This window comes from Luteimicrobium subarcticum (assembly GCF_002798015.1).
Lineage (GTDB): Bacteria > Actinomycetota > Actinomycetes > Actinomycetales > Cellulomonadaceae > Luteimicrobium > Luteimicrobium subarcticum.
The window spans coordinates 516,171-535,289 of record NZ_PGTZ01000006.1; the positions used below are offsets into that span (position 1 = coordinate 516,171).

A 19,119-nucleotide genomic window follows, 5' to 3' on the forward strand; every position below is an offset into this window, starting at 1 on the left:
GAGACCCCCGTGCACCACGACCTGCCCTCCGCGGACACCGGCCCCGACCCCGCCGGCCCCGTCCGTGCCGGTGTCGTGTTCGTGCACGGGATGCGCACGTCCGGCGCGATCTGGACCCCCCAGCTCGACGCGGTCCGGGCCACGGGCCGAGGGGCGGTCGCGATCGACCTGCCGGGGCACGGCGCGCGACGGGCCGACCGGTTCACCCTGGACGCCGCGCTCGACGTCGTGGACGACGCCGCGGCCGAGGTCACGGCGTCGTCCCCGGGGGCGCCGTGGGTGCTCGTGGGCTTGTCGCTCGGCGGGTACGCGGCCCTCGCGTACGCGGCGCGGCGTGCCGGCAGCCGTGCGGGAGCCGGCCGTGCACGCGCGGCGCGCCCCGGCGCGGGCGTGCTCGCGGGCGTGGTCGCCGCGGCGTGCACGACGGAGACGCGTGGCGTCCCGCTACGCATGTTCCAGGCGGGGCTCCGGGGCGCCCTGGCGACCGGCCGCGGCACGGCTCGGCGCACTACCCCCGACTCGACCGCCGACGCGACGGACACGGCCGCTCCCGGCTGGGACCTCGTCGCCGACGCGTTGCGCGACCTCTCAGCCGAGTCGTCGGTCGAGAACCTGCGCCGCGCCGACGTCCCGGTGTGGCTCGTCAACGGGGCCCGCGACCGGCTGCGCCTGCACGAGTGGCGCCACCGCCGGGTGCCGGGGACGCGGCTCGTCGTGGTCCCGCACGCCGGGCACGACGTGAGCGTCGAGGCCCCGGAGGCGTTCTCCCGGACGGTCCTCGAAGCGCTGGACGTGTTCGAGCGTGCGGCCGACCTCGGCGTGCCGCGGCCCGGTGCGACACTGGGAGCATGACGACCGAGAGCACCCCGTCCGCCGAAGAGACCGCCGAAGAGACCGAGCAGCCGGTCGGCGAGCGCGGCTCGAACCGCTCGCAGCGGCCCACGTCGGAGGCGTTCCGCAGCTTCATGACGAGCTCGTGGGCGCCGCGCCGCGACCTGGATGTGCAGCGCACCGAGGCGGCGGACTTCGCAGCCGCACGCCGCGAGCGCCTCTCGGAACGATTCCCGGGCGCGCGACTGGTCGTGCCGGCCGGCGGCCTGCGACCGCGCTCGAACGACACCGACTACCGGTTCCGCGCGCACTCCGCGTTCGCGCACCTGACGGGCACGGGCGTCGACCTCGAGCCGGACTCCGTGCTGGTGCTGCACCCGCTGACCGACGACGACGGCACGCCCGCGGGCCACGAGGCGGTGCTGTACGTCCGGCCGCTCGCGGCCCGCGACACCGAGGAGTTCTACTCGGACGCCCGCTACGGCGAGTTCTGGGTCGGGCCGCGCCCGGCGCTCGACGACGTCGCGACCCTCACCGGCATCCGCACGGAGCACGTCGACTCGCTGCGTGACGCGCTCGCGAAGGACGTCGGCACGGGCGGCGTGCGCCTGCTCATGGTGCCCGAGGCGGACGACGCGGTCGCCGAGCTGGTCGAGGAGCTGCGCGCCGAGGCGGTCGCGGCGGAGGCCGAGGCCGTCGAGGAGGTCGGGGACGCGACCCTCGCGGAGGCCGTCTCGGAGCTGCGGCTCGTCAAGGACGCGTGGGAGGTCCAGCAGCTCCGCGACGCCGTCGACGCGACCGCGGACGGGTTCGAGCAGGTCGTGCGCGAGCTGTCGCGGGCCGTCGCCCACCCGCGCGGCGAGCGGGTCGTCGAGACGACGTTCGACGCGAACGCTCGCCTGCAGGGCAACGCGGTGGGCTACGAGACGATCGCGGCGTCGGGCGACCACGCGACGACCCTGCACTGGATCCGCAACGACGGGTCGGTGGCGTCGGGCGACCTGATCCTGGTGGACGCCGGCGTCGAGGTCGAGAGCCTGTACACCGCCGACGTCACGCGCACCCTGCCCGTCGACGGCACGTTCACCGAGGTGCAGCGCCGCGTCTACCAGGCGGTGCTCGACGCGGCCGACGCGGCGTTCGAGGTCGCGGTGCCCGGTGCGAGGTTCCGGGACGTCCACGCGGCCGCGATGAAGGTCGTCGCCGCCCGGCTCGAGGAGTGGGGCCTGCTGCCCGGCACCGCGGAGGAGTCGCTCTCCCCCGAGGGTCAGCAGCACCGCCGCTGGATGGTCCACGGGACGAGCCACCACCTGGGGCTCGACGTGCACGACTGCGCCCAGGCCCGCGCCGAGCTCTACCTCGACGGCGTGCTGGAACCCGGCATGGTGTTCACGATCGAGCCGGGGCTGTACTTCAAGAGCGACGACCTGGCCGTCCCCGAGGAGTACCGCGGCATCGGCGTGCGCATCGAGGACGACGTCCTCGTGACCGCCGACGGCAACGAGAACCTGTCCGCGCGCCTGCCGCGCCGGCCCGAGGACGTCGAGGCGTGGATGGCCGGCCTGCGCGGCTGACCGTCAGCGGTCCGCGGTGCCGCCGTCGGAGGGACGGTCCTTCGGGTCGGGTGCGCTGGTCTGCGGCGCGTCCTGGGCGGGCGGCGCGTCCTGCGGCCGCACGGGAGCCGGCGCAGCAGCGGTGGGCACAGCGGAAGCCGGCGCAGCGGGCGTCGGCGCGGGCGCGGCAGGAGCCGGGGTCGCGGGAGCCGCAGGCTGCGCCGTCGGGACGTCCTCGAGGCGGCGGCCGTAGCGGGGCGTGCCGTCGGGGTTGGTCATGCCGGGTGCGGCCGTCGGACGCGCTGCGGGCGCCGCAGGAGCCTGCGCCGGCGCGCCCGCAGGGGGTGCCCCGACGGGCCCGCGTGCCCCGTACGCCGGCGGGGTGGCGCCGTGCTGCGGCACCGGCGGTGCCGCCGACCCTGTCGGCCCGGCGGCCCCACCGGGCTGCGCGGGTGCGGTCGGCGGCACCGGTGCACGCCGGACGCGCGGGTTGCCCACACCGATCTCCCGCAGCACCTGCGTGGCCTGCGGGGCGAGCTCGGTGCGGCACAGGATCGCGTAGGACATCGCGACGAGCTGCGACTGCGAGGTGAAGTCGCGCCGGTTCCCCGCGACGGCGTACGAGATCACGCCGAACAGCACGCCGAACGCGGCGCCGATGCCGATGGCGGCGACGATGGTGCTCGCGGACTCGTCCTCGCCCCCGAACAGGGTGAGGAGCACCCCGACGAACAGGCCGAACCAGGCACCGGACGCGAGCCCCGCGATCGCGACGCGCGCGTACGTGAGCCGGCCGGTGATGCGCTCGACGGCGCGCAGGTCCTCGCCGACGATCGTGACGTTCTCGATCGGGAAGTGCTTGTCGGAGAGCAGGTCGACGGCCTTCTGCGCCTCCATGTACGTCCCGTAGCGCGCGATCTCCGTCCCGGTGGGCGGTGTGGGGACCTTGGGGACGGGTGCGGAACGCGGCATCGACATGCCCCCATCCTCCCGTACTCGCACGTCCGAGGCCATGCCCGCGCACCCCGGGGCCGCCCGGCCGCGCGCGGAGACGTCACACGGGGACGACGAGGTCCGTCAGGGTGCCGCGCCCCGACGCGCCCCAGCCGAGCAGGGCGGCGCCGTAGGTCCCCGCGTCGGAGCCGAGCCCCGCGGGGCGCAGCTCGGGCACGGGGTGGACGGTGAGGTAGCGGCGGACGGCGGCGTCGAGCGGGTCGAGCAGGGCGTCGCCGGCGCGGACGAGCCCGCCGCCGACGACGACGAGCCGCAGCCCGAGCGTGCGGACGAGCCCGGCGACGAGCTCGCCGAGGCCGTCGACGCCGTGCGCCCAGACGTCCGCGGCGACGACGTCGCCGGCCTGCGCGCGCTCCAGGACCTCGCGGGCGCCGGGGACGTGCACACCCGTGCGGGCGGTGTAGCGGCGGGCGATGCCCGCGGCCGACGCGTAGGTCTCGATGCAGCCCCGGCCCCCGCAGGCGCACGGCTCGCCCGTGGTGCGTCCGCCGTGACCCACCTCGCCGGCCCAGCCGCCGCCCGCGTAGACGGCACCGTGCAGGACGACGGACGCGGCGATGCCGGTGCCGACCGCGACGAACGCGTGGTCCCCCGCCCCGCGCCCCGCGCCGAGACGCCACTCGGCGAGGCCGCCGGCGCGGACGTCGTGCCCGATGCCGACGGGGACGCCGAGCTCCTCCTCGAGGAGGGACCGCAGCGGGACCTCGCGCCAGCCGAGGTTCTCGGCGCCGCGCACGACCCCGTCCTCGTCGTCGACGATGCCGGGCGTCGCGATGCCCAGACCGGTGACGTGGTACCCGGCCGGCACGGACTCCCAGAGGCGGTGCGCAGCGAGCAATACCGAGTCGAGCGGCTCACGGTCGGCGGTGCGCGTCGGGACGGTGGTGCGCACGACCATGCCGTGCTCCCCGACGACGGCGGCCTTGATGTCCGTCCCGCCGACGTCGAGCGCCAGGACGGTGGGCGACGTGGTCGGTCGGGCTGCGGGGGTGCTCACGGGTGTTCCGTCCTGCGGTGGCCGGTGACGGCGGTCGGTTGGGTGCCCGGGCGCGCGCCGGGGGCCGCGGGTCCCGACGCTGCGAACCGCTCGCACAGGGTAGCCCGCGCGGGCAGCGGGCCGCGAGACGCCCGGCACCTTAGGCTCGGGCTGTGAGCGCTGGAACCCGGGTCTACGTCGCCCGGCTCGCCGGGACGGCCGTCTTCGACCCCAACGGTGATCAGGTCGGACGTGTCCGCGACGTGGTCGTGCTGCTGCGGCCGCAGGGCGCGCCGCGTGCCGTGGGGCTCGTGGTCGAGGTCGCGGCCCGGCGCCGCGTCTTCCTCCCGTTGACGCGCGTGACGAGCGTCGACGCAGGGCAGGTCATCTCGACGGGGCTGCTCAACATGCGCCGGTTCGAGCAGCGGCCGCACGAGACGCTCGCGGTGGGCGAGCTGCTGGAGCGCACGGTGACGCTGCGCGACGGGACGGGTGACGCGACGGTCGAGGACCTGTCGATCGCGCAGACGCGCACGGGCGACTGGTTCGTCGACAAGCTGTTCGTGCGGCACCGCGTGGCCCACAAGGGCCCGCTGGGGATCCGCCGTCGGGGCGACAGCCGGGTGGTCGACGTCGGCGACGTCACCGGGCTCGCCGGTGGCGGGCCCGGCCAGGCGGCCAGCCTGCTGCTGGCCGCCTACGACGAGCTGAAGGCGGCCGACCTCGCGGACGTCCTGCACGACATGGGCGACCGACGGCGGCTCGAGGTCGCGACCGCGCTCGACAACGAGCGGCTCGCCGACGTCCTCGAGGAGCTGCCGGAGGACGACCAGGTCGAGATCCTGCAGAGCCTGGAGACGGACCGCGCCGCGGACGTCCTCGAGGCGATGCAGCCCGACGACGCCGCCGACCTGCTCGGCGAGCTGCCCGACGACCAGGCCGCGGCGCTCCTCGAGCTCATGGAGCCCGACGAGGCGAAGGACGTCCGGCGGCTGCTCGCGTACGAGGACGACACGGCCGGCGGCCTCATGACGACCGAGCCGGTGGTGCTCGGGCCGGAGACGCCGATCGCGCTCGCGCTCGCGCACGTCCGCCGCAAGGACGTGCCGCCGGCGCTCGCGTCGATGGTCTTCGTGACGCGTTCGCCCGTCGAGACGCCGACGGGTCGGTTCCTCGGGGTCGTCCACATCCAGCGGATGCTCCGCGAGCCGCCGCACCAGGCGATCGGCTCGATCCTCGACCCGGACGTCGACCCGGTACCGCCGCACGCGTCCCTCGCCCGCGTGACGCGCGTCCTCGCGACGTACAACATGCTCGCCGTGCCGGTCGTGGACGCGGAGAAGCGTCTGCTCGGCGCGGTGAGCGTCGACGACGTGCTCGACCACCTGCTGCCCGAGGACTGGCGCGAGACCGACGACTTCGAGGACGACTCCGAGGACGACTCCGGGGACGACTCCGGGGACGACTCCGAGGACCGGGCTGCGGCTGGAGGTCGCCGTGGCTGACCGGCTCGACCTCCCCAAGGAGCAGAAGCGCACGATCCTGCCGCGCGTCCAGGTCGAGGACGACGCGGTGGGCCGCATCTCGGAGGGCATCGCACGGTTCCTGGGCACGCCCCGCTTCCTCATCTACCTCACGGTGTTCTGCATGGCCTGGCTGGCCTGGAACTCGTGGGGGCCCCAGGCGCTGCGCTTCGACTCGGCCGCCAACGGCTTCACGGCCCTGACGCTCGTGCTGTCGCTCCAGGCGTCGTACGCCGCTCCCCTCATCCTGCTCGCGCAGAACCGGCAGGCCGACCGCGACCGCGTGACCACGGAGCAGGACCGGCAGCGCGCCGAGCGCAACCTCGCGGACACCGAGTACCTGGCGCGCGAGATGGCGGCCCTGCGGCTCGCCCTCAACGAGGTCGCGACGCGTGACTTCGTGCGCGGCGAGATCCGCAACCTGCTCGACGAGCTGTCGGACGACGACGACAAGGACGACCGGCGTCCCGACCGCGGCGCGGGCCGCCGCGACCCGGGGCGGCGGTAGTCCGGACCCGATCGCGCGGTGGGGCGTGGTCAGAACCAGGTCGGCACGACCGCGACGGCGATCAGGAGCAGTCCGAGGACCAGCAGCGGCGCTGCCGCGTGCAGACCTCTTCCGGTGAACGGGATCACGTCCCTGGCCGTGTGCCGGGAGCTGACCCACCGTTCACCCCCGAAGCCCGCGCCGATGCACGCGGCGCCCATGACGGCGGCCACCGGGTCGATCCTGGCGACATCGTGCAAGATCAGCCGGAGGGAGAGGCCGACCGCCGCGCAGGCGATGACGACCCACCACCGCGTGCGCCCGAGCGACGCGGCAGCACGCCTGGCCCACCCGGGCGCCCGATCCGTCGTCACCACGATCTCCTCGCCGCCGTCGCCCGTCCGTGCGGGGCACGTCGAGGACGCTACAGCCCGTTCGACGGCCCCTCCTACGATGGACCCATGCCCACCGACCCCGCCGCTGGTCCCGACGCGCTCGTCGACGCCGTCCGCGTCGCCCTCGGGGCGGTCCAGGACCCCGAGATCCGCCGCCCGATCGTCGACCTCGGCATGGTGCGCTCGGTCGAGGTGCAGCCCGGCGGGGCGCCGACGGGCGGCGCGCGCGCCGTCGTGGGCGTCGACCTCACGACGCCGGCGTGCCCGATGCGCAGCACCCTCGTCCGGGACGTCACGGCGGCCGCGCTGACCGTCGACGGGATCGACGACGTGCAGGTCGAGCTGGGCGCCATGGACGCCGAGCAGCGGCAGGCGCTACGCGCGCAGCTGCGCGGCGGGACGGGCGACCCGGTCGTCCCGTTCTCCCAGCCGGGCAACCTCACCAAGGTGTACGCGGTCGCGTCGGGCAAGGGCGGGGTGGGCAAGTCGTCCGTCACGGCCAACCTCGCGGCCGCGATGGCCGCCGACGGACTGCGCGTGGGCGTCCTCGACGCCGACATCCACGGGTTCTCGATCCCCCGCATGCTGGGCGTCACGGGCCAGCCGACGCGCGTCGACAACATGCTGCTCCCTCCGATCGCGCACGACGTGAAGGTGGTGTCGATCGGCATGTTCGTGCCCGCGGGCAAGCCGGTCGTGTGGCGCGGCCCGATGCTGCACCGGGCGCTCGAGCAGTTCCTCGCCGACGTGTTCTGGGGCGACCTCGACGTGCTGCTCCTCGACCTGCCGCCTGGGACGGGCGACATCGCGATCTCGGTCGCGCAGCTCCTGCCAGGCAGCGAGATCGTCGTCGTGACGACGCCGCAGCTCGCCGCCGCGGAGGTCGCCGAGCGCGCCGGGCTCGTCGCGACGCAGACGGACCAGGACGTCGTCGGCGTGGTCGAGAACATGGCGTGGCTGACGCAGCCCGACGGGTCGCGGCTCGAGCTGTTCGGCGCGGGCGGCGGCGCGCGCGTCGCGCGGAGCCTCACCGAGCAGGTGGGGCACGACGTCCCGCTGCTGGGCCAGGTCCCGCTCGACGTCGCGCTGCGCGAGGGCGGGGACGAGGGCACGCCGGTCGTCGTCGCGGACCCGTCGTCCCCGGCCGCCGAGGCGCTGCGGGCGGTCGCGCGCAGTCTCGCGGCGAAGCCGCGCGGCCTGGCCGGCCGCAACCTGGGCCTGTCCCCCGTCTGACCCGACGCGCTGCCGCCCGGACTTCACCCCGGCGGGGGCGGCCGGCCCGCCGGAGAGATGTTTTATTTTGTGCGATCGTGTGAGAACCTGTGGACATGCTTGCGACCGTGCGGCACGACCGCATCCTGACCGCCCTGCGTGCCACGGGGGCGGTGCGCATCGCCGACCTCGCCGCCGACCTCGACGTCTCGGAGATGACCGTCCGCCGCGACCTCGCCGAGCTCGCCGAGCGCGGCCTCGTGCGCAAGGTGCACGGCGGCGCGGTCGCCCCCGACGCACCGCGCCCCGGTGACGAACCCGCGTTCGCCGCCAAGTCGGACCTCATGGCCGCCGAGAAGGCCGGCATCGCCCGTGCGGCGGCGTGCCTCGTCGAGCCCGGCGCGTCCGTCGCGATCTCCGCCGGCACGACCACTCACGCGCTCGCCCACGAGCTCGTGCGCCGCACCGACCTGCGCCCGCTCACCGTCGTGACCAACTCGCTCCCCGTCGCCGACACGCTCTACCGGGCCGACGGCGTGACCACCGTCCTCACGGGCGGCGAGCGCACCCCCTCCGACGCGCTCGTCGGTCCGCTCGCCGAGGCGGCGCTCGCCGACCTGCGCGTCGACGTCGCGTTCCTCGGCGCGCACGGCGTGAGCGTCGACCACGGCCTCACCACCCCGAACCTCGCCGAGGCGTCCACCGACCGGGCGCTGCGCGCCGCCGCCGCAGCAACCGTCGTGCTCGCCGACCACAGCAAGTGGCAGGTCACCGGCCTCGCCCGGTGGGCTCGCCTCGACGACGTCGACGTCCTGGTCACCGACGACGGCCTCGAACCCGCCGACCGCGACGCCGCCGCCGAGCACGCCGGACGCGTCGTCGTCGCGGAGGTGGCCCGGTGAGCACGCAGCCCACGACCGACCGGCCCACCGGCCCCGCCCGGACCGCGACGGTGCTCGCCGACGGGCGCGAGCTCGTCTACTACGACGACGTCCTCGGCGACAGCGGCTACGTCCACACGACGCACGACCCGCGACCCCTGCCCGACCGGTTCGGCCCCGACGGATACGCCGCCGGTCCGCGCATGCGCCGCGACCCGCTGACCGGCGAGTGGGTCCCGATGGCGACGCACCGCATGAACCGCACGTTCCTGCCGCCCGCGTCCGCGTGCCCGCTGTGCCCCGCCGACCCGGACGCCGAGTACGCGGACGGCGAGATCCCCGACACCGCGTACGACGTCGCCGTGTTCGAGAACCGGTTCCCCTCGCTGCTCGCCGTCCCCGGCGAGGACGAGTCCGTGCAGGACGACACCGTCGTCGGGGAGGGCCTCTGGCTCGACGCCCCCGCTGCGGGCCGGTGCGAGGTCATCTGCTTCTCGAGCGACCACGACACGTCGTTCGCCCAGCTCGACACGCGCCGCGTCCGCACCATCGTGGACGCATGGGCCGACCGCACCGAGGCGCTCGCCGCGCTCGAGACCACCCAGGAGGTGTTCGCCTTCGAGAACCGCGGGCGCGAGATCGGCGTCACGCTCCCCCACCCGCACGGCCAGATCTACGCCTACCCGTACGTCACGCCGCGCACCGAGCAGCTCCTCACCCAGGCGACCGCCTACCACCGTCGCACCGGTCGCTCGCTGCTGCGCGACGTCCTCGACGGCGAGCTCGCGCACGGGCGCCGCGTCGTGCTCACCAGCGAGCACTGGGTCGCCTACGTGCCGTTCGCGGCCCGCTGGCCCGTCGAGGTGCACCTGGCACCGCGGCGCGACGTGCTCGACCTGCCGTCCCTGACGGACGCCGAGCGCGACGACCTCGCCCGCACCTACCTGCGGCTGCTGCGCGGGCTGGACCGGTTCTTCGTCGACCCGGAGTCGGACGAGCCGATCCCCCTGCCGTACATCGCCGGCTGGTCGCAGGCCCCCGCCCACGACCCGCGCCGCGAGCACGCCCGGCTGCACCTCAAGCTGTTCTCGGTGCTGCGCGCGCCCGGCAAGCTCAAGTACCTCGCCGGCTCCGAGTCCGGTGCCGGGGCCTGGGTCTCCGACACGACGCCCGAGACCGTCGCCACCCGACTCCAGGAGCTCCTCGCATGACCGCCGCCACGCAGGGAACAGACCCGGCGACCACCACGTGGCTCGACGCGTGGACCCGTCAGGAGGGCGCCGAGCGGGCGACCCGGGCGTTCGTCGCCGCGTTCGGGCGCGAGCCCGACGGCGTGTGGTCGGCCCCCGGACGCGTCAACCTCATCGGCGAGCACACCGACTACAACGGTGGCCTGTGCCTGCCCACCGCGCTGCCCCACCGGACGTACGTCGCGTTCGCGCGCCGCGACGACGACGCCGTGCGCCTCGCGTCCGCGCAGCGTCCCGGCGACCTGTGGACCGCGTCCCTCGGCGAGATCGGCCCCGGCACGGTCGACGGCTGGGGCGCCTACCCGGCCGGCGTCGCGTGGGCGCTCGCCGACCGCGACGGCGACGGCGACCGCGACCGCACCCGCGACGGCACGCCGTCCGGCTTCGACGCCGCCGTCGACTCGTGCGTCCCGTTCGGTGCCGGGCTGTCGTCGTCCGCGGCGCTCGAGTGCGCTGTCGCCGTCGCGCTCGACGACGCGTGGGGTCTCGGGCTCGCCGCCGACCGGCGTCCCGAGCTGACGCGCGCGTGCATGCGCGCCGAGAACGAGGTCGTCGGCGCCCCCACCGGCGGTCTCGACCAGTCCGCGTCGCTGCTCTGCACGCCCGGGCACGCCCTGCTGCTCGACTTCGCCCCCGACACCCCCGACGACGCGTTCGCGAGGCCGCGCACGTTCGAGCCCGAGGCCCTCGGGCTCACGCTCCTCGTGATCGACACGCGCGCCGAGCACAGCCTCGCCGACGGGCAGTACGCCGAGCGGCGGCGCACCTGCGAGGACGCCGCACGACGCCTCGGGGTCCGGACGCTGCGGGAGATCACGCCCGAGGGGCTCGACGACGCGCTCGAGGCGCTGGCCGACGTCGCACGCCGCCGCGTCCGGCACGTCGTGACCGAGGTGGCGCGCGTCGAGGAGTTCGTCGCGGCGGCGGACCTCGCGGGCTCCGACCAGGCCCGGACGTCCGACGAGCGGGCCACGGTCGGCGCGCGCCTGGGCGCGCTCATGGCCGCGTCCCACGCGTCGCTGCGCGACGACTACGAGGTGTCGTGCGCCGAGCTCGACACGGCCGTCGAGGCGGCGACCGCCGCGGGTGCCGTGGGTGCCCGGATGACGGGCGGCGGGTTCGGCGGGTCGGCGATCGCGCTCGTCCCCCGCGGCACCGAGCAGGCCGTCGCGGACGCCGTGGCGCAGGCGTTCGTCGACCGCGGGCACGGCGCGCCCGCGTTCCTCCTCGCCCCGCCGTCCGGGCCGGCCGACCGGGACGTCTGACCCGACGTCCGGCGCGGCTGCCGGTCGGCACTAGGCCAACCGGCGGCGCTGCGCGTCGTCGTACGACGCGTAGAACACCGCGACCGGTTCCCCTCCCGGGTCGGGGGCACGGTCGGCGTACTCCTGGAGCAGCGCGCTGACGCGCTGGTCGAGCTCGGCGCGAGCAGCCGGCGTCAGCGTGAGGCCGAGGCGGACGACCGCGACGTCGTCGGGCCGGGCCTCCCCGATCTCGTCGACGAAGGTCCGCACGAGCGACGGGTCGCCGGGGGCGACGGGCGTGCGCCACGACCGGCCGGTGGCGAGGTACGGCACCTCGCGCGACCCCCGGACCCCGCGGCGGACCGGCAGCGGTGCGAGAAACCCGCGGTCCACGAGCGTGCGCACGTGGTGGAGCGTGCTGCCGGGGTTGCGACCGAGGGCGGCGGCGATCTCGCGGTTGCTGCGCGGCTCGTCGAGGCAGAGACGCAGGATGCGCAGCCGCAGCGTGGACGCGAGCGCCCGGGCGTCGGCGTCGGGGTCGACGGGCGGATCGGGCAGCGGACCGAGGAGCTCTTCCTGCCAGCGCGGCGTCATGCGGCCATCCTACCGATTGACTTTTCCCAATCAGTCGGCGGACGATCGACGTGTGACCGATCCCGCCGTCGCGCCGCCACGGCGCTCGCTCGTCCACCACCGCGACTTCCGCGCCCTGTGGACCGGCGACGCCCTCGGGCAGCTCGGCGCCCAGCTCGCGACGCTCGCCGTCCCCGTCCTCGCCGTCCAGACGCTGCACGCGGACGCCTGGCAGATGGGCGCCCTCACCGCCGCCGAGACCGCCGCGTTCCTCGTCATCGGGCTGCCCGCCGGCGCGTGGGTCGACCGGATGCGCAAACGACGCGTCCTCATCGGCGCCGACCTCGTGCGCGCCGCCGCGCTCGGCGGCGTCGTCGCGTGCGCCGCCGCGGGCGTCCTGTCCATGCCGGTCCTCTACGCCGCCGCGCTCGTCATGAGCTGCGCGACGGTCTTCTTCGACGTCGCCCACCAGAGCTACGTCCCCGGTCTCATCGGGCTCGACCACGTCGTCGAGGGGAACGCCAAGCTGCAGGCCACCGCGTCCGTCGCGCAGGTCGCCGGGCCGGCGCTCGGCGGCGTCCTGCTCCGCGTCGTCACCGCACCCGCGCTGCTCGTGGTCAACGCGGCCACCTACCTCCTGTCCGTCGTCTTCGTCGCCCGGATCCGCGCCGACGAGCGCCTCCCGCCCCGCGAGGAGCGCGGGCCGCTCGTCCACGAGATCCGCGAGGGCCTCGCGTTCGTCGCGCACCAGCCGCTGCTCGTCCGGATCGTCGTCTGCACGTCGATCGGCAACCTGGGCTGGTCGGTCGTCAGCGCCCTCCTCACGCTCTACGCGCTGCGCGACCTCGGCCTCACCGCCGCCGGGCTCGGCGTCGCGCTCTCCGCGGCGTCCGTCGGCGGCCTGCTCGGCGCCCTCCTCGGCGAGCGCGTCGCCCGACGCGTCGGCGAGGCCCGCGTCATCCCGCTCGCTGCGGTCGCGCTCGCCCTGCCGATGGCGTGCGTCCCGCTCGCCGGCGTCCTGCCGTGGAACCCCGAGGTCACGCTCGCCGCGGGCCTGGCCGTCGCCTACTTCGCGCTCGTGGTCTTCAACATCGCCGCCGTGAGCTTCCGGCAGCGACTGTGCCCGCCGCGGCTGCTCGGCCGCATGAACGCGTCCGTCCGGTTCGTCGTCTGGGGCACGATGCCCGTCGGCGGCCTGCTCGGCGGGTGGCTCGGCACGACCGTCGGCGTGGTCCCCGCGATCTGGGTCGGGGTCACGACGGGCGTCCTCGCCGCCCTGCCCGTCCTCGCGTCGCCGCTGCTCACCATGACGACGCTCCCGGAGCCCGCCGAGCACCCCGGCATCCGCACCGGGTCGTGATATCACGGAGGACGTGACCCGTCCCGAGACCTCCGAACCCGACCCACCCGCTCTGCCCGGGCTGCCCGACCACGTCGTCGTCATGGGAGTCGCCGGGTCCGGCAAGACGACCGTCGCCCAGCTGCTCGCCGACACCACCGGCGCCGCGTTCGTCGAGGCGGACGACCTGCACCCCGCCGCGAACGTCGTCAAGATGTCCGCGGGCCACGCCCTCGACGACGACGACCGCGCGCCGTGGCTCGCGGCGATCCGCGACCGGATGGACGCCGAGGCTCGCGCCGGGCGGCGCACCGTCCTGACGTGCTCGGCGCTGCGCCGGCCGTACCGGGACGTGCTGGCCACAGCCACCGGACGGGTGGTCTTCGTCCACCTCGACGGCGACCCGGAGCTCCTCGCCGCACGCATCGCCGCACGGACCGGGCACTTCATGCCCCCCGCGCTCCTCGCGTCGCAGCTCGCGACCCTCGAACCGCTCGACCCCGACGAGGACGGCTACGTCGTCGACGTCACCCCGCCGCCCGAGACGGTCGCCGGGGCCGTGCGCGTGCTCCTCGTGCACGCCGGTCAGACGTCGTAGACGACCACGACGGGCGCGTGGTCGGAGAACCGCGCCTCGTACGTCTCCGCGCGATCCACCTCGACGGACTTCGCGAGCGACGCGAGCCCGGGCGTCGCGAGCTGGTAGTCGATGCGCCAGCCCGCGTCGTTGACGAACGCCTGACCGCGCCACGACCACCACGTGTACGGGCCGGGGCCGGGGCCGCCGAACCGGCGTCCGAGGTCGACCCAGCCGAGGTCGTCGAACCACCGGTCCAGGTACGCGCGCTCCTCGGGCAGGAAACCCGCCGCCTTGAGGTTGCCCTTCCAGTTCTTGATGTCGACCTCGCGGTGCGCGATGTTGACGTCTCCCCCGACGACGACGTCACGCCCGGACGCCGCGAGCTCCGCGAGTCGGGCCGTCACCTTCTCGAGGTAGGCGTACTTCTCGTCCATCTTCGGCGTGCCCGCGGTACCCGAGTGGATGTACGTCGACACGACGGTCACCGTGCGCGGCGCGGCGTCGAGCTCGACGTCCACCTCGACCCAGCGGCCGGTGTCCACGGGCGGCTCCTCCACGCCCTCGGGGTGCACGTGCCCGAGCCCCACGCGGACGGCCGTCACGGGCCGCCGTGTCAGGACGGCCACCCCCGCACGCCCCTTGATGTCGCTCGCCTGGTGCGCCACGTGCCACCCCTCGGGGAAGAACCCGTCGAGGATCTCGTCGGTGGCGCGCACCTCCTGGAGCAGCAGGACGTCGGGCCCACGCTCGGCGACCCAGTCGAGCATCCCGCGCTTCACGGCGGCGCGGATCCCGTTCACGTTCACGGTGGCGATCGTCAGCACCGCCCCATCCTCTCAGCCCCGGGCAGGCGCGACCGACGGCCCGGTGACCCCGCGGGCGCGCCCGCCGAGACCCCCGAGAACGGCCGGAAACGACACAACGGGCATGGCGAGAGCGTCCAGTACGTAGTCCCGCGTAGGGTCCCGCACAGACTCTGAGGGCCGCCCTCATGCCCGAGAAGTTCACCCGGACCTACGGTTTGTTTACATTCCTAACTGGCTCGACGACGATGTCGGGCCACCGGACACCGTGGAGGATCCCGGATGCACCCCTCGCTCCCCCGGCGCACATCGCGCTTGATCGGCGCGGCCGCAGCGGCCGCCGTCACCGGTTCGCTCTTCTTCGCCGCGGCGCCCTCCCAGGCCGCCGCTCCGCTCGCCACCGACGCCTCCGCGACGTCGTCGGGCGACAGTGCCATCAACGGCTTCCGCAACGTCGGCTACTTCGCCCAGTGGGGCGTGTACGGCCGCAACTACAAGGTGAACGACATCGTCACCTCGGGCGCCATCAAGAACCTCACGCACATCAACTACGCGTTCGCGAACATCTCGACGAGCGGCACCTGCTTCGAGGCGAACAAGGCCGTCGGCAACTCGGGCACCGCGGCCGACGGCGTCGGCGCGGGCGACTCGTGGGCCGACTATGGCATGACGTACACGGCCGGGAACTCGGTCGGCGGCGTCGCGGACACCTGGGACCAGCCGCTCGCCGGCTCGTTCAACCAGCTCAAGCAGCTCAAGGCGAAGTACCCGAACGTCAAGGTCATGATGTCGATCGGCGGCTGGACCTACTCGCGCAACTTCTCGACGATCGCCGCGACCGACGCGTCGCGCAAGAAGTTCGTGTCGTCCTGCATCGACATGTTCATCAAGGGAAACCTGCCCGTGGTGGACGGCCGCGGCGGCACGGGCTCGGCCGCGAACATCTTCGACGGCTTCGACATCGACTGGGAGTGGCCCGGCACCACCGCCGGCCTCACCGGCAACGTGGTCGACCCCGTCAACGACGGGAAGAACCTCGTCCTGCTCGCCAAGGAGTTCCGCACCGAGCTCGACGCGTACACGGCCACGAGCGGCAAGAAGTACCTCATGTCGGCGTTCGGCCCGGCGGACCCGAACAACATCACGGTGGGCCACTGGAACGACCCGGAGCTCTACAAGTACCTCAACTTCGTCAATGTCCAGGGCTACGACCTGGCGGGCGCGTGGGAGCCGGGACAGACCGGTCACCAGATCAACCTGTACGACGACCCCGCCGACCCGCGCGAGCCGGCGAAGCAGTACAGCGCAGACAAGGCGATCCGCACGTATCTCAACGCAGGCGTCCCGGCGTCGCAGCTCGGCCTCGGCATGGCGCTCTACGGGCGCGGCTGGACCGGCGTGAAGTCGTCGACGCCGTGGTCGGCCGCGACCGCGGGCGCCCCGGGCACGTACGAGACCGGCATCGACGACTACGACAAGCTCAAGAGCGTCGGCACCGGGTACTACGACTCCAAGGTCGTCGCCGCGTGGCGCTACGACGGCAACAACTGGTGGAGCCTCGACACCCCGCAGACCGTGGCCGCCAAGTCGGACTACATCCGGTCCAAGGGCCTCGGCGGGGCCATGTGGTGGGAGCTCGACGGTGACCGCGGGGGCGTCCTGACGGCCGCCGCGATCGCGAAGCTGGGCACCGGCACGGCCGGCCCGGTCACGGGTGGCGGCACCTCGACGCCGACCACGACGCCGACCACGACGCCGACCGAGACGGCCACGCCCACCCAGACCACGACACCGACGCAGACGTCCACCCCGACCACGACACCGACGCAGACGGCCACCCCGACGTCGGGCACGTGCTCGGTCGCGGCCTGGTCTGCGGCGACGGTCTACACGGGCGGCAAGCAGGCGTCGTACAACGGCACGGTCTACACGGCGCAGTGGTGGACCCAGGGCGAGACCCCGGGCACGTCCGCCGCGTGGAAGGCGACGGGCACGTGCTCGGGCACCTCGACCACGACGTCGAGCCCGACCACCACGATCAGCCCCACGTCGACGGCCACGTCGACGGGCGGCACGGGCACCTGCTCGGCGGCGGCCTGGTCCGCGTCGGCCGCGTACCCGGGCGGCTCGGTCGTCTCCTACCAGGGCAAGACCTACAAGGCCCAGTGGTGGAGCCAGGGCGAGACCCCCGGCGCCAGCCAGTGGAGCGCGTGGGTCCTGCAGGGCACCTGCTGACGCAGGAGCCGGTCACACCAGCGACACGCACGCCGCATCCCGCTGCACGAGCAGGAGCGGCCGCACGACGAGGAAGGGCCTCGGGCACGCGCCCGGGGCCCTTCCCCCTGCCCGGCCCGCCCGCGCAGTCTGTGGCAATCCCTGATGGAGCCGCGCGGCGTGCGAGCGGAATCTCCGAGATTCCCCGTATGGCCCAGGTATTTGTTCCCTTATTAATCTTTTGTTCACATCGTGTCCGACGTCGCCGTCGGACCACCCACACCGTGGAGGAACCCCGGACATGCACCTCAACCCCCGCCGCAGCCGGCGCGCCCTCGGCGCGCTCGCGGCAGCAGCCGTCGCCGGCTCGCTGCTGGTCGCTGCCGCCCCGTCCCAGGCCCAGCCGCTCGCCGCGGCGACGCCCGCCACCACGACGCCGGACACGCCGATCAACGGCTTCCGGAGCGTCGGCTACTTCGCCCAGTGGGGCATCTACGGCCGCAACTTCCAGGTCAAGGACATCGAGAAGGCCGGTGACGTCAAGAGCCTCAACGTCATCAACTACGCGTTCGCGAACATCAGCGCGGACGGCAAGTGCTTCGAGGCCAACAAGGCCGTCGGCAACTCCGGCACGGCCAACGACGGCGTGGGCGCGGGCGACCAGTTCGCCGACTACGACAAGTCGTACAGCGCGGCCGACTCCGTCAGCGGCGTCGCCGACAAGTGGGACCAGCCGCTCGCGGGCAACTTCAACCAGCTCAAGGAGCTGAAGGCGAAGTACCCGAACCTCAAGGTCGTCCTGTCGATCGGTGGCTGGACCTACTCGAAGCACTGGTCGACGGCCGCCAAGACGGACGCGTCGCGCAAGGCGTTCGTGTCGTCCTGCATCGACATGTTCATCAAGGGCAACCTGCCGTCCTACGACGGTCGCGGCGGCGCGGGTGCCGCGGCGGGCGTGTTCGACGGCTTCGACATCGACTGGGAGTGGCCCGGCACGGACGCCGGCCTCACCGGCAACATCGTGGACCCGGCGAACGACGGACCGAACCTCGTCCTGCTCGCCAAGGAGTTCCGCACGCAGCTCGACGCCTACTCGGCCACGAGCGGCCAGAAGTACATCCTCTCGGCGTTCGCCCCCGCCGACCCGGTCAACATCAAGGTCGGGCACTGGAACGACCCCGAGCTGTTCAAGTACATGGACTACGTGAACGTGCAGGGCTACGACCTGTGGGGGGCGTGGAACCCGACGCTCGCCGGTCACCAGATCAACCTGTACGACGACCCGGCCGACCCGCGCGCCGCGAACCAGCAGTACAGCGCCGACAAGGCGATCCGCACGTACACCGACGCCGGCGTGCCGGCCTCGCAGCTCACGCTCGGCATGGCGCTCTACGGCCGTGGCTGGACCGGCGTGAAGTCCTCCACCCCGTGGTCGGCGGCGACCGACGGTGCCGCCGGCACGTACGAGAAGGGCATCGAGGACTACGACAAGATCAAGTCGCTCGGCACCGGCTACTACGACGCCAAGACCGGCTCGGCCTGGCGCTACGACGGCACCAGCTGGTGGAGCCTCGACACCCCGGACACCGTGGGCCAGAAGGCGGACTACATCCGCGCCAAGGGCCTCGGCGGCGCCATGTGGTGGGAGCTCGACGGTGACCGTGCCGGCGTCCTGCCCGCGGCCGTCCTCGCCAAGCTCGGCACCGGCGCCAAGGGCCCGCTGACCGGCGGCGGCACGTCCACGCCGACCACGACGCCGACGGCGACGGCCACCCCGACCGCGACCGCCACGCCGACCAAGACCGCCACCCCGACGGCGACGGCCACGCCGACCAAGACCGCCACCCCGACGAAGACGGCCACGGCCACGCCGACCGCCACGGGCGGCACCTGCACGGCCACCGCGTGGTCCTCGACCGCGGTCTACACGGGCGGCTCGGTCGTGTCCTACCAGGGCAAGACCTACAAGGCGCAGTGGTGGACGCAGGGCGAGACGCCCGGCGCGAGCCAGTGGGGCGCCTGGGCGCTGCAGGGCACCTGCTGACGCACGCCTGACGCCGGCCCACCGCCGGTACCGCACGACGGACGAGGCCCCGGGGCACCTGCCCCGGGGCCTCGTCCCGTCGCGGTGCTCGTGACCCTGAACTGCAGGTTTGCGTGGTCTCCCCCATGCCGCCCGAGCGCCGCCCGCCCCTAGGCTCGACGTGCCGGCCGGACGACGGTGTCCGGCCACGACCGTGGAGG

The 19,119-nt window shown here is 74.2% G+C and carries 17 protein-coding genes; 12 read left to right on the forward strand and 5 right to left on the reverse strand.

Annotated features, from left to right (window positions below):
• Nucleotides 1–9 precede the first annotated feature (9 nt).
• Both CLV34_RS03000 and CLV34_RS03005 read left to right on the forward strand, forming a co-directional pair.
• Nucleotides 10–852 carry an alpha/beta fold hydrolase gene (locus CLV34_RS03000; protein WP_245858939.1) on the forward strand — a complete coding sequence of 281 codons (843 nt, stop codon included), beginning with the start codon at nt 10–12 and terminating at the stop codon, nt 850–852.
• Nucleotides 849–2,405 (forward strand): aminopeptidase P family protein, encoded by a 1,557-nt coding sequence (locus tag CLV34_RS03005; protein WP_100348726.1) that lies wholly within the window; start codon nt 849–851, stop codon nt 2,403–2,405. The genes CLV34_RS03000 and CLV34_RS03005 overlap by 4 nt, the downstream gene beginning before the upstream one ends.
• A gap of 3 nt (nt 2,406–2,408) precedes the next feature.
• Here the strand turns inward: CLV34_RS03005 and CLV34_RS16665 are convergent, their stop codons facing one another.
• Nucleotides 2,409–3,362, reverse strand: a complete 954-nt coding sequence (locus tag CLV34_RS16665; RefSeq protein WP_211289331.1) for a YflT domain-containing protein — start codon at nt 3,360–3,362, stop codon at nt 2,409–2,411.
• A gap of 76 nt (nt 3,363–3,438) precedes the next feature.
• Nucleotides 3,439–4,395, reverse strand: a complete 957-nt coding sequence (locus CLV34_RS03015) for an ROK family protein (RefSeq protein ID WP_100348727.1) — start codon at nt 4,393–4,395, stop codon at nt 3,439–3,441.
• Nucleotides 4,396–4,547: 152 nt separating this feature from the next.
• Between CLV34_RS03015 and CLV34_RS03020 the strand changes: the two genes are divergently transcribed.
• Both CLV34_RS03020 and CLV34_RS03025 read left to right on the forward strand, forming a co-directional pair.
• Nucleotides 4,548–5,879 carry a magnesium transporter MgtE N-terminal domain-containing protein gene (locus tag CLV34_RS03020; protein ID WP_100348728.1) on the forward strand — a complete coding sequence of 444 codons (1,332 nt, stop codon included), beginning with the start codon at nt 4,548–4,550 and terminating at the stop codon, nt 5,877–5,879.
• The gene (locus CLV34_RS03025; protein WP_100348729.1) at nt 5,872–6,405 is read left to right on the forward strand and encodes a DUF1003 domain-containing protein; all 534 of its coding nucleotides are present in this window, start codon (nt 5,872–5,874) and stop codon (nt 6,403–6,405) included. The genes CLV34_RS03020 and CLV34_RS03025 overlap by 8 nt, the downstream gene beginning before the upstream one ends.
• A gap of 29 nt (nt 6,406–6,434) precedes the next feature.
• On the opposite strand, the gene CLV34_RS03030 is transcribed toward CLV34_RS03025, so the two are convergent.
• Nucleotides 6,435–6,758, reverse strand: coding sequence for a hypothetical protein (locus tag CLV34_RS03030; RefSeq protein WP_100348730.1), 324 nt, complete (start codon nt 6,756–6,758; stop codon nt 6,435–6,437).
• Nucleotides 6,759–6,845: 87 nt separating this feature from the next.
• On the opposite strand from CLV34_RS03030, the gene CLV34_RS03035 reads away from it, so the two are divergent.
• From CLV34_RS03035 to galK, 4 genes are all read left to right on the forward strand, one after another.
• Nucleotides 6,846–8,012 (forward strand): Mrp/NBP35 family ATP-binding protein, encoded by a 1,167-nt coding sequence (locus tag CLV34_RS03035; RefSeq protein ID WP_100348731.1) that lies wholly within the window; start codon nt 6,846–6,848, stop codon nt 8,010–8,012.
• 95 nt (nt 8,013–8,107) lie between these two features.
• Nucleotides 8,108–8,893, forward strand: coding sequence for a DeoR/GlpR family DNA-binding transcription regulator (locus tag CLV34_RS03040; protein ID WP_100349191.1), 786 nt, complete (start codon nt 8,108–8,110; stop codon nt 8,891–8,893).
• Entirely contained in the window at nt 8,890–10,083 is a 1,194-nt protein-coding gene (galT, locus tag CLV34_RS03045) for a galactose-1-phosphate uridylyltransferase (RefSeq protein WP_100348732.1), read from the forward strand. Before CLV34_RS03040 ends, galT begins: the two co-directional genes overlap by 4 nt.
• Nucleotides 10,080–11,387, forward strand: coding sequence for a galactokinase (gene galK / locus CLV34_RS03050; RefSeq protein ID WP_100348733.1), 1,308 nt, complete (start codon nt 10,080–10,082; stop codon nt 11,385–11,387). The genes galT and galK overlap by 4 nt, the downstream gene beginning before the upstream one ends.
• A gap of 30 nt (nt 11,388–11,417) precedes the next feature.
• Here the strand turns inward: galK and CLV34_RS03055 are convergent, their stop codons facing one another.
• Nucleotides 11,418–11,960, reverse strand: coding sequence for a winged helix-turn-helix domain-containing protein (locus CLV34_RS03055; RefSeq protein WP_100348734.1), 543 nt, complete (start codon nt 11,958–11,960; stop codon nt 11,418–11,420).
• A gap of 52 nt (nt 11,961–12,012) precedes the next feature.
• Between CLV34_RS03055 and CLV34_RS03060 the strand changes: the two genes are divergently transcribed.
• Entirely contained in the window at nt 12,013–13,299 is a 1,287-nt protein-coding gene (locus tag CLV34_RS03060) for an MFS transporter (RefSeq protein WP_245858940.1), read from the forward strand.
• Between the two features lie 82 nt (nt 13,300–13,381).
• Complete coding sequence (locus tag CLV34_RS03065) at nt 13,382–13,876, forward strand: gluconokinase (protein ID WP_100349192.1); 495 nt, start codon at nt 13,382–13,384, stop codon at nt 13,874–13,876.
• Here CLV34_RS03065 and CLV34_RS03070 read toward each other — a convergent pair.
• The gene (locus CLV34_RS03070; protein ID WP_100348736.1) at nt 13,864–14,682 is read right to left on the reverse strand and encodes an exodeoxyribonuclease III; all 819 of its coding nucleotides are present in this window, start codon (nt 14,680–14,682) and stop codon (nt 13,864–13,866) included. The two genes, CLV34_RS03065 and CLV34_RS03070, sit on opposite strands and share 13 nt — an antisense overlap.
• A gap of 261 nt (nt 14,683–14,943) precedes the next feature.
• Here CLV34_RS03070 and CLV34_RS03075 point away from each other — a divergent pair, with 261 nt between their 5' ends.
• Nucleotides 14,944–16,896, forward strand: a complete 1,953-nt coding sequence (locus CLV34_RS03075) for a glycosyl hydrolase family 18 protein (RefSeq protein WP_100348737.1) — start codon at nt 14,944–14,946, stop codon at nt 16,894–16,896.
• 280 nt (nt 16,897–17,176) lie between these two features.
• A complete protein-coding gene (locus CLV34_RS03080) occupies nt 17,177–18,919 on the forward strand; it encodes a glycosyl hydrolase family 18 protein (protein WP_100348738.1) in 1,743 nt (580 codons plus the stop codon).
• The last annotated feature ends 200 nt before the right edge of the window (nt 18,920–19,119 follow it).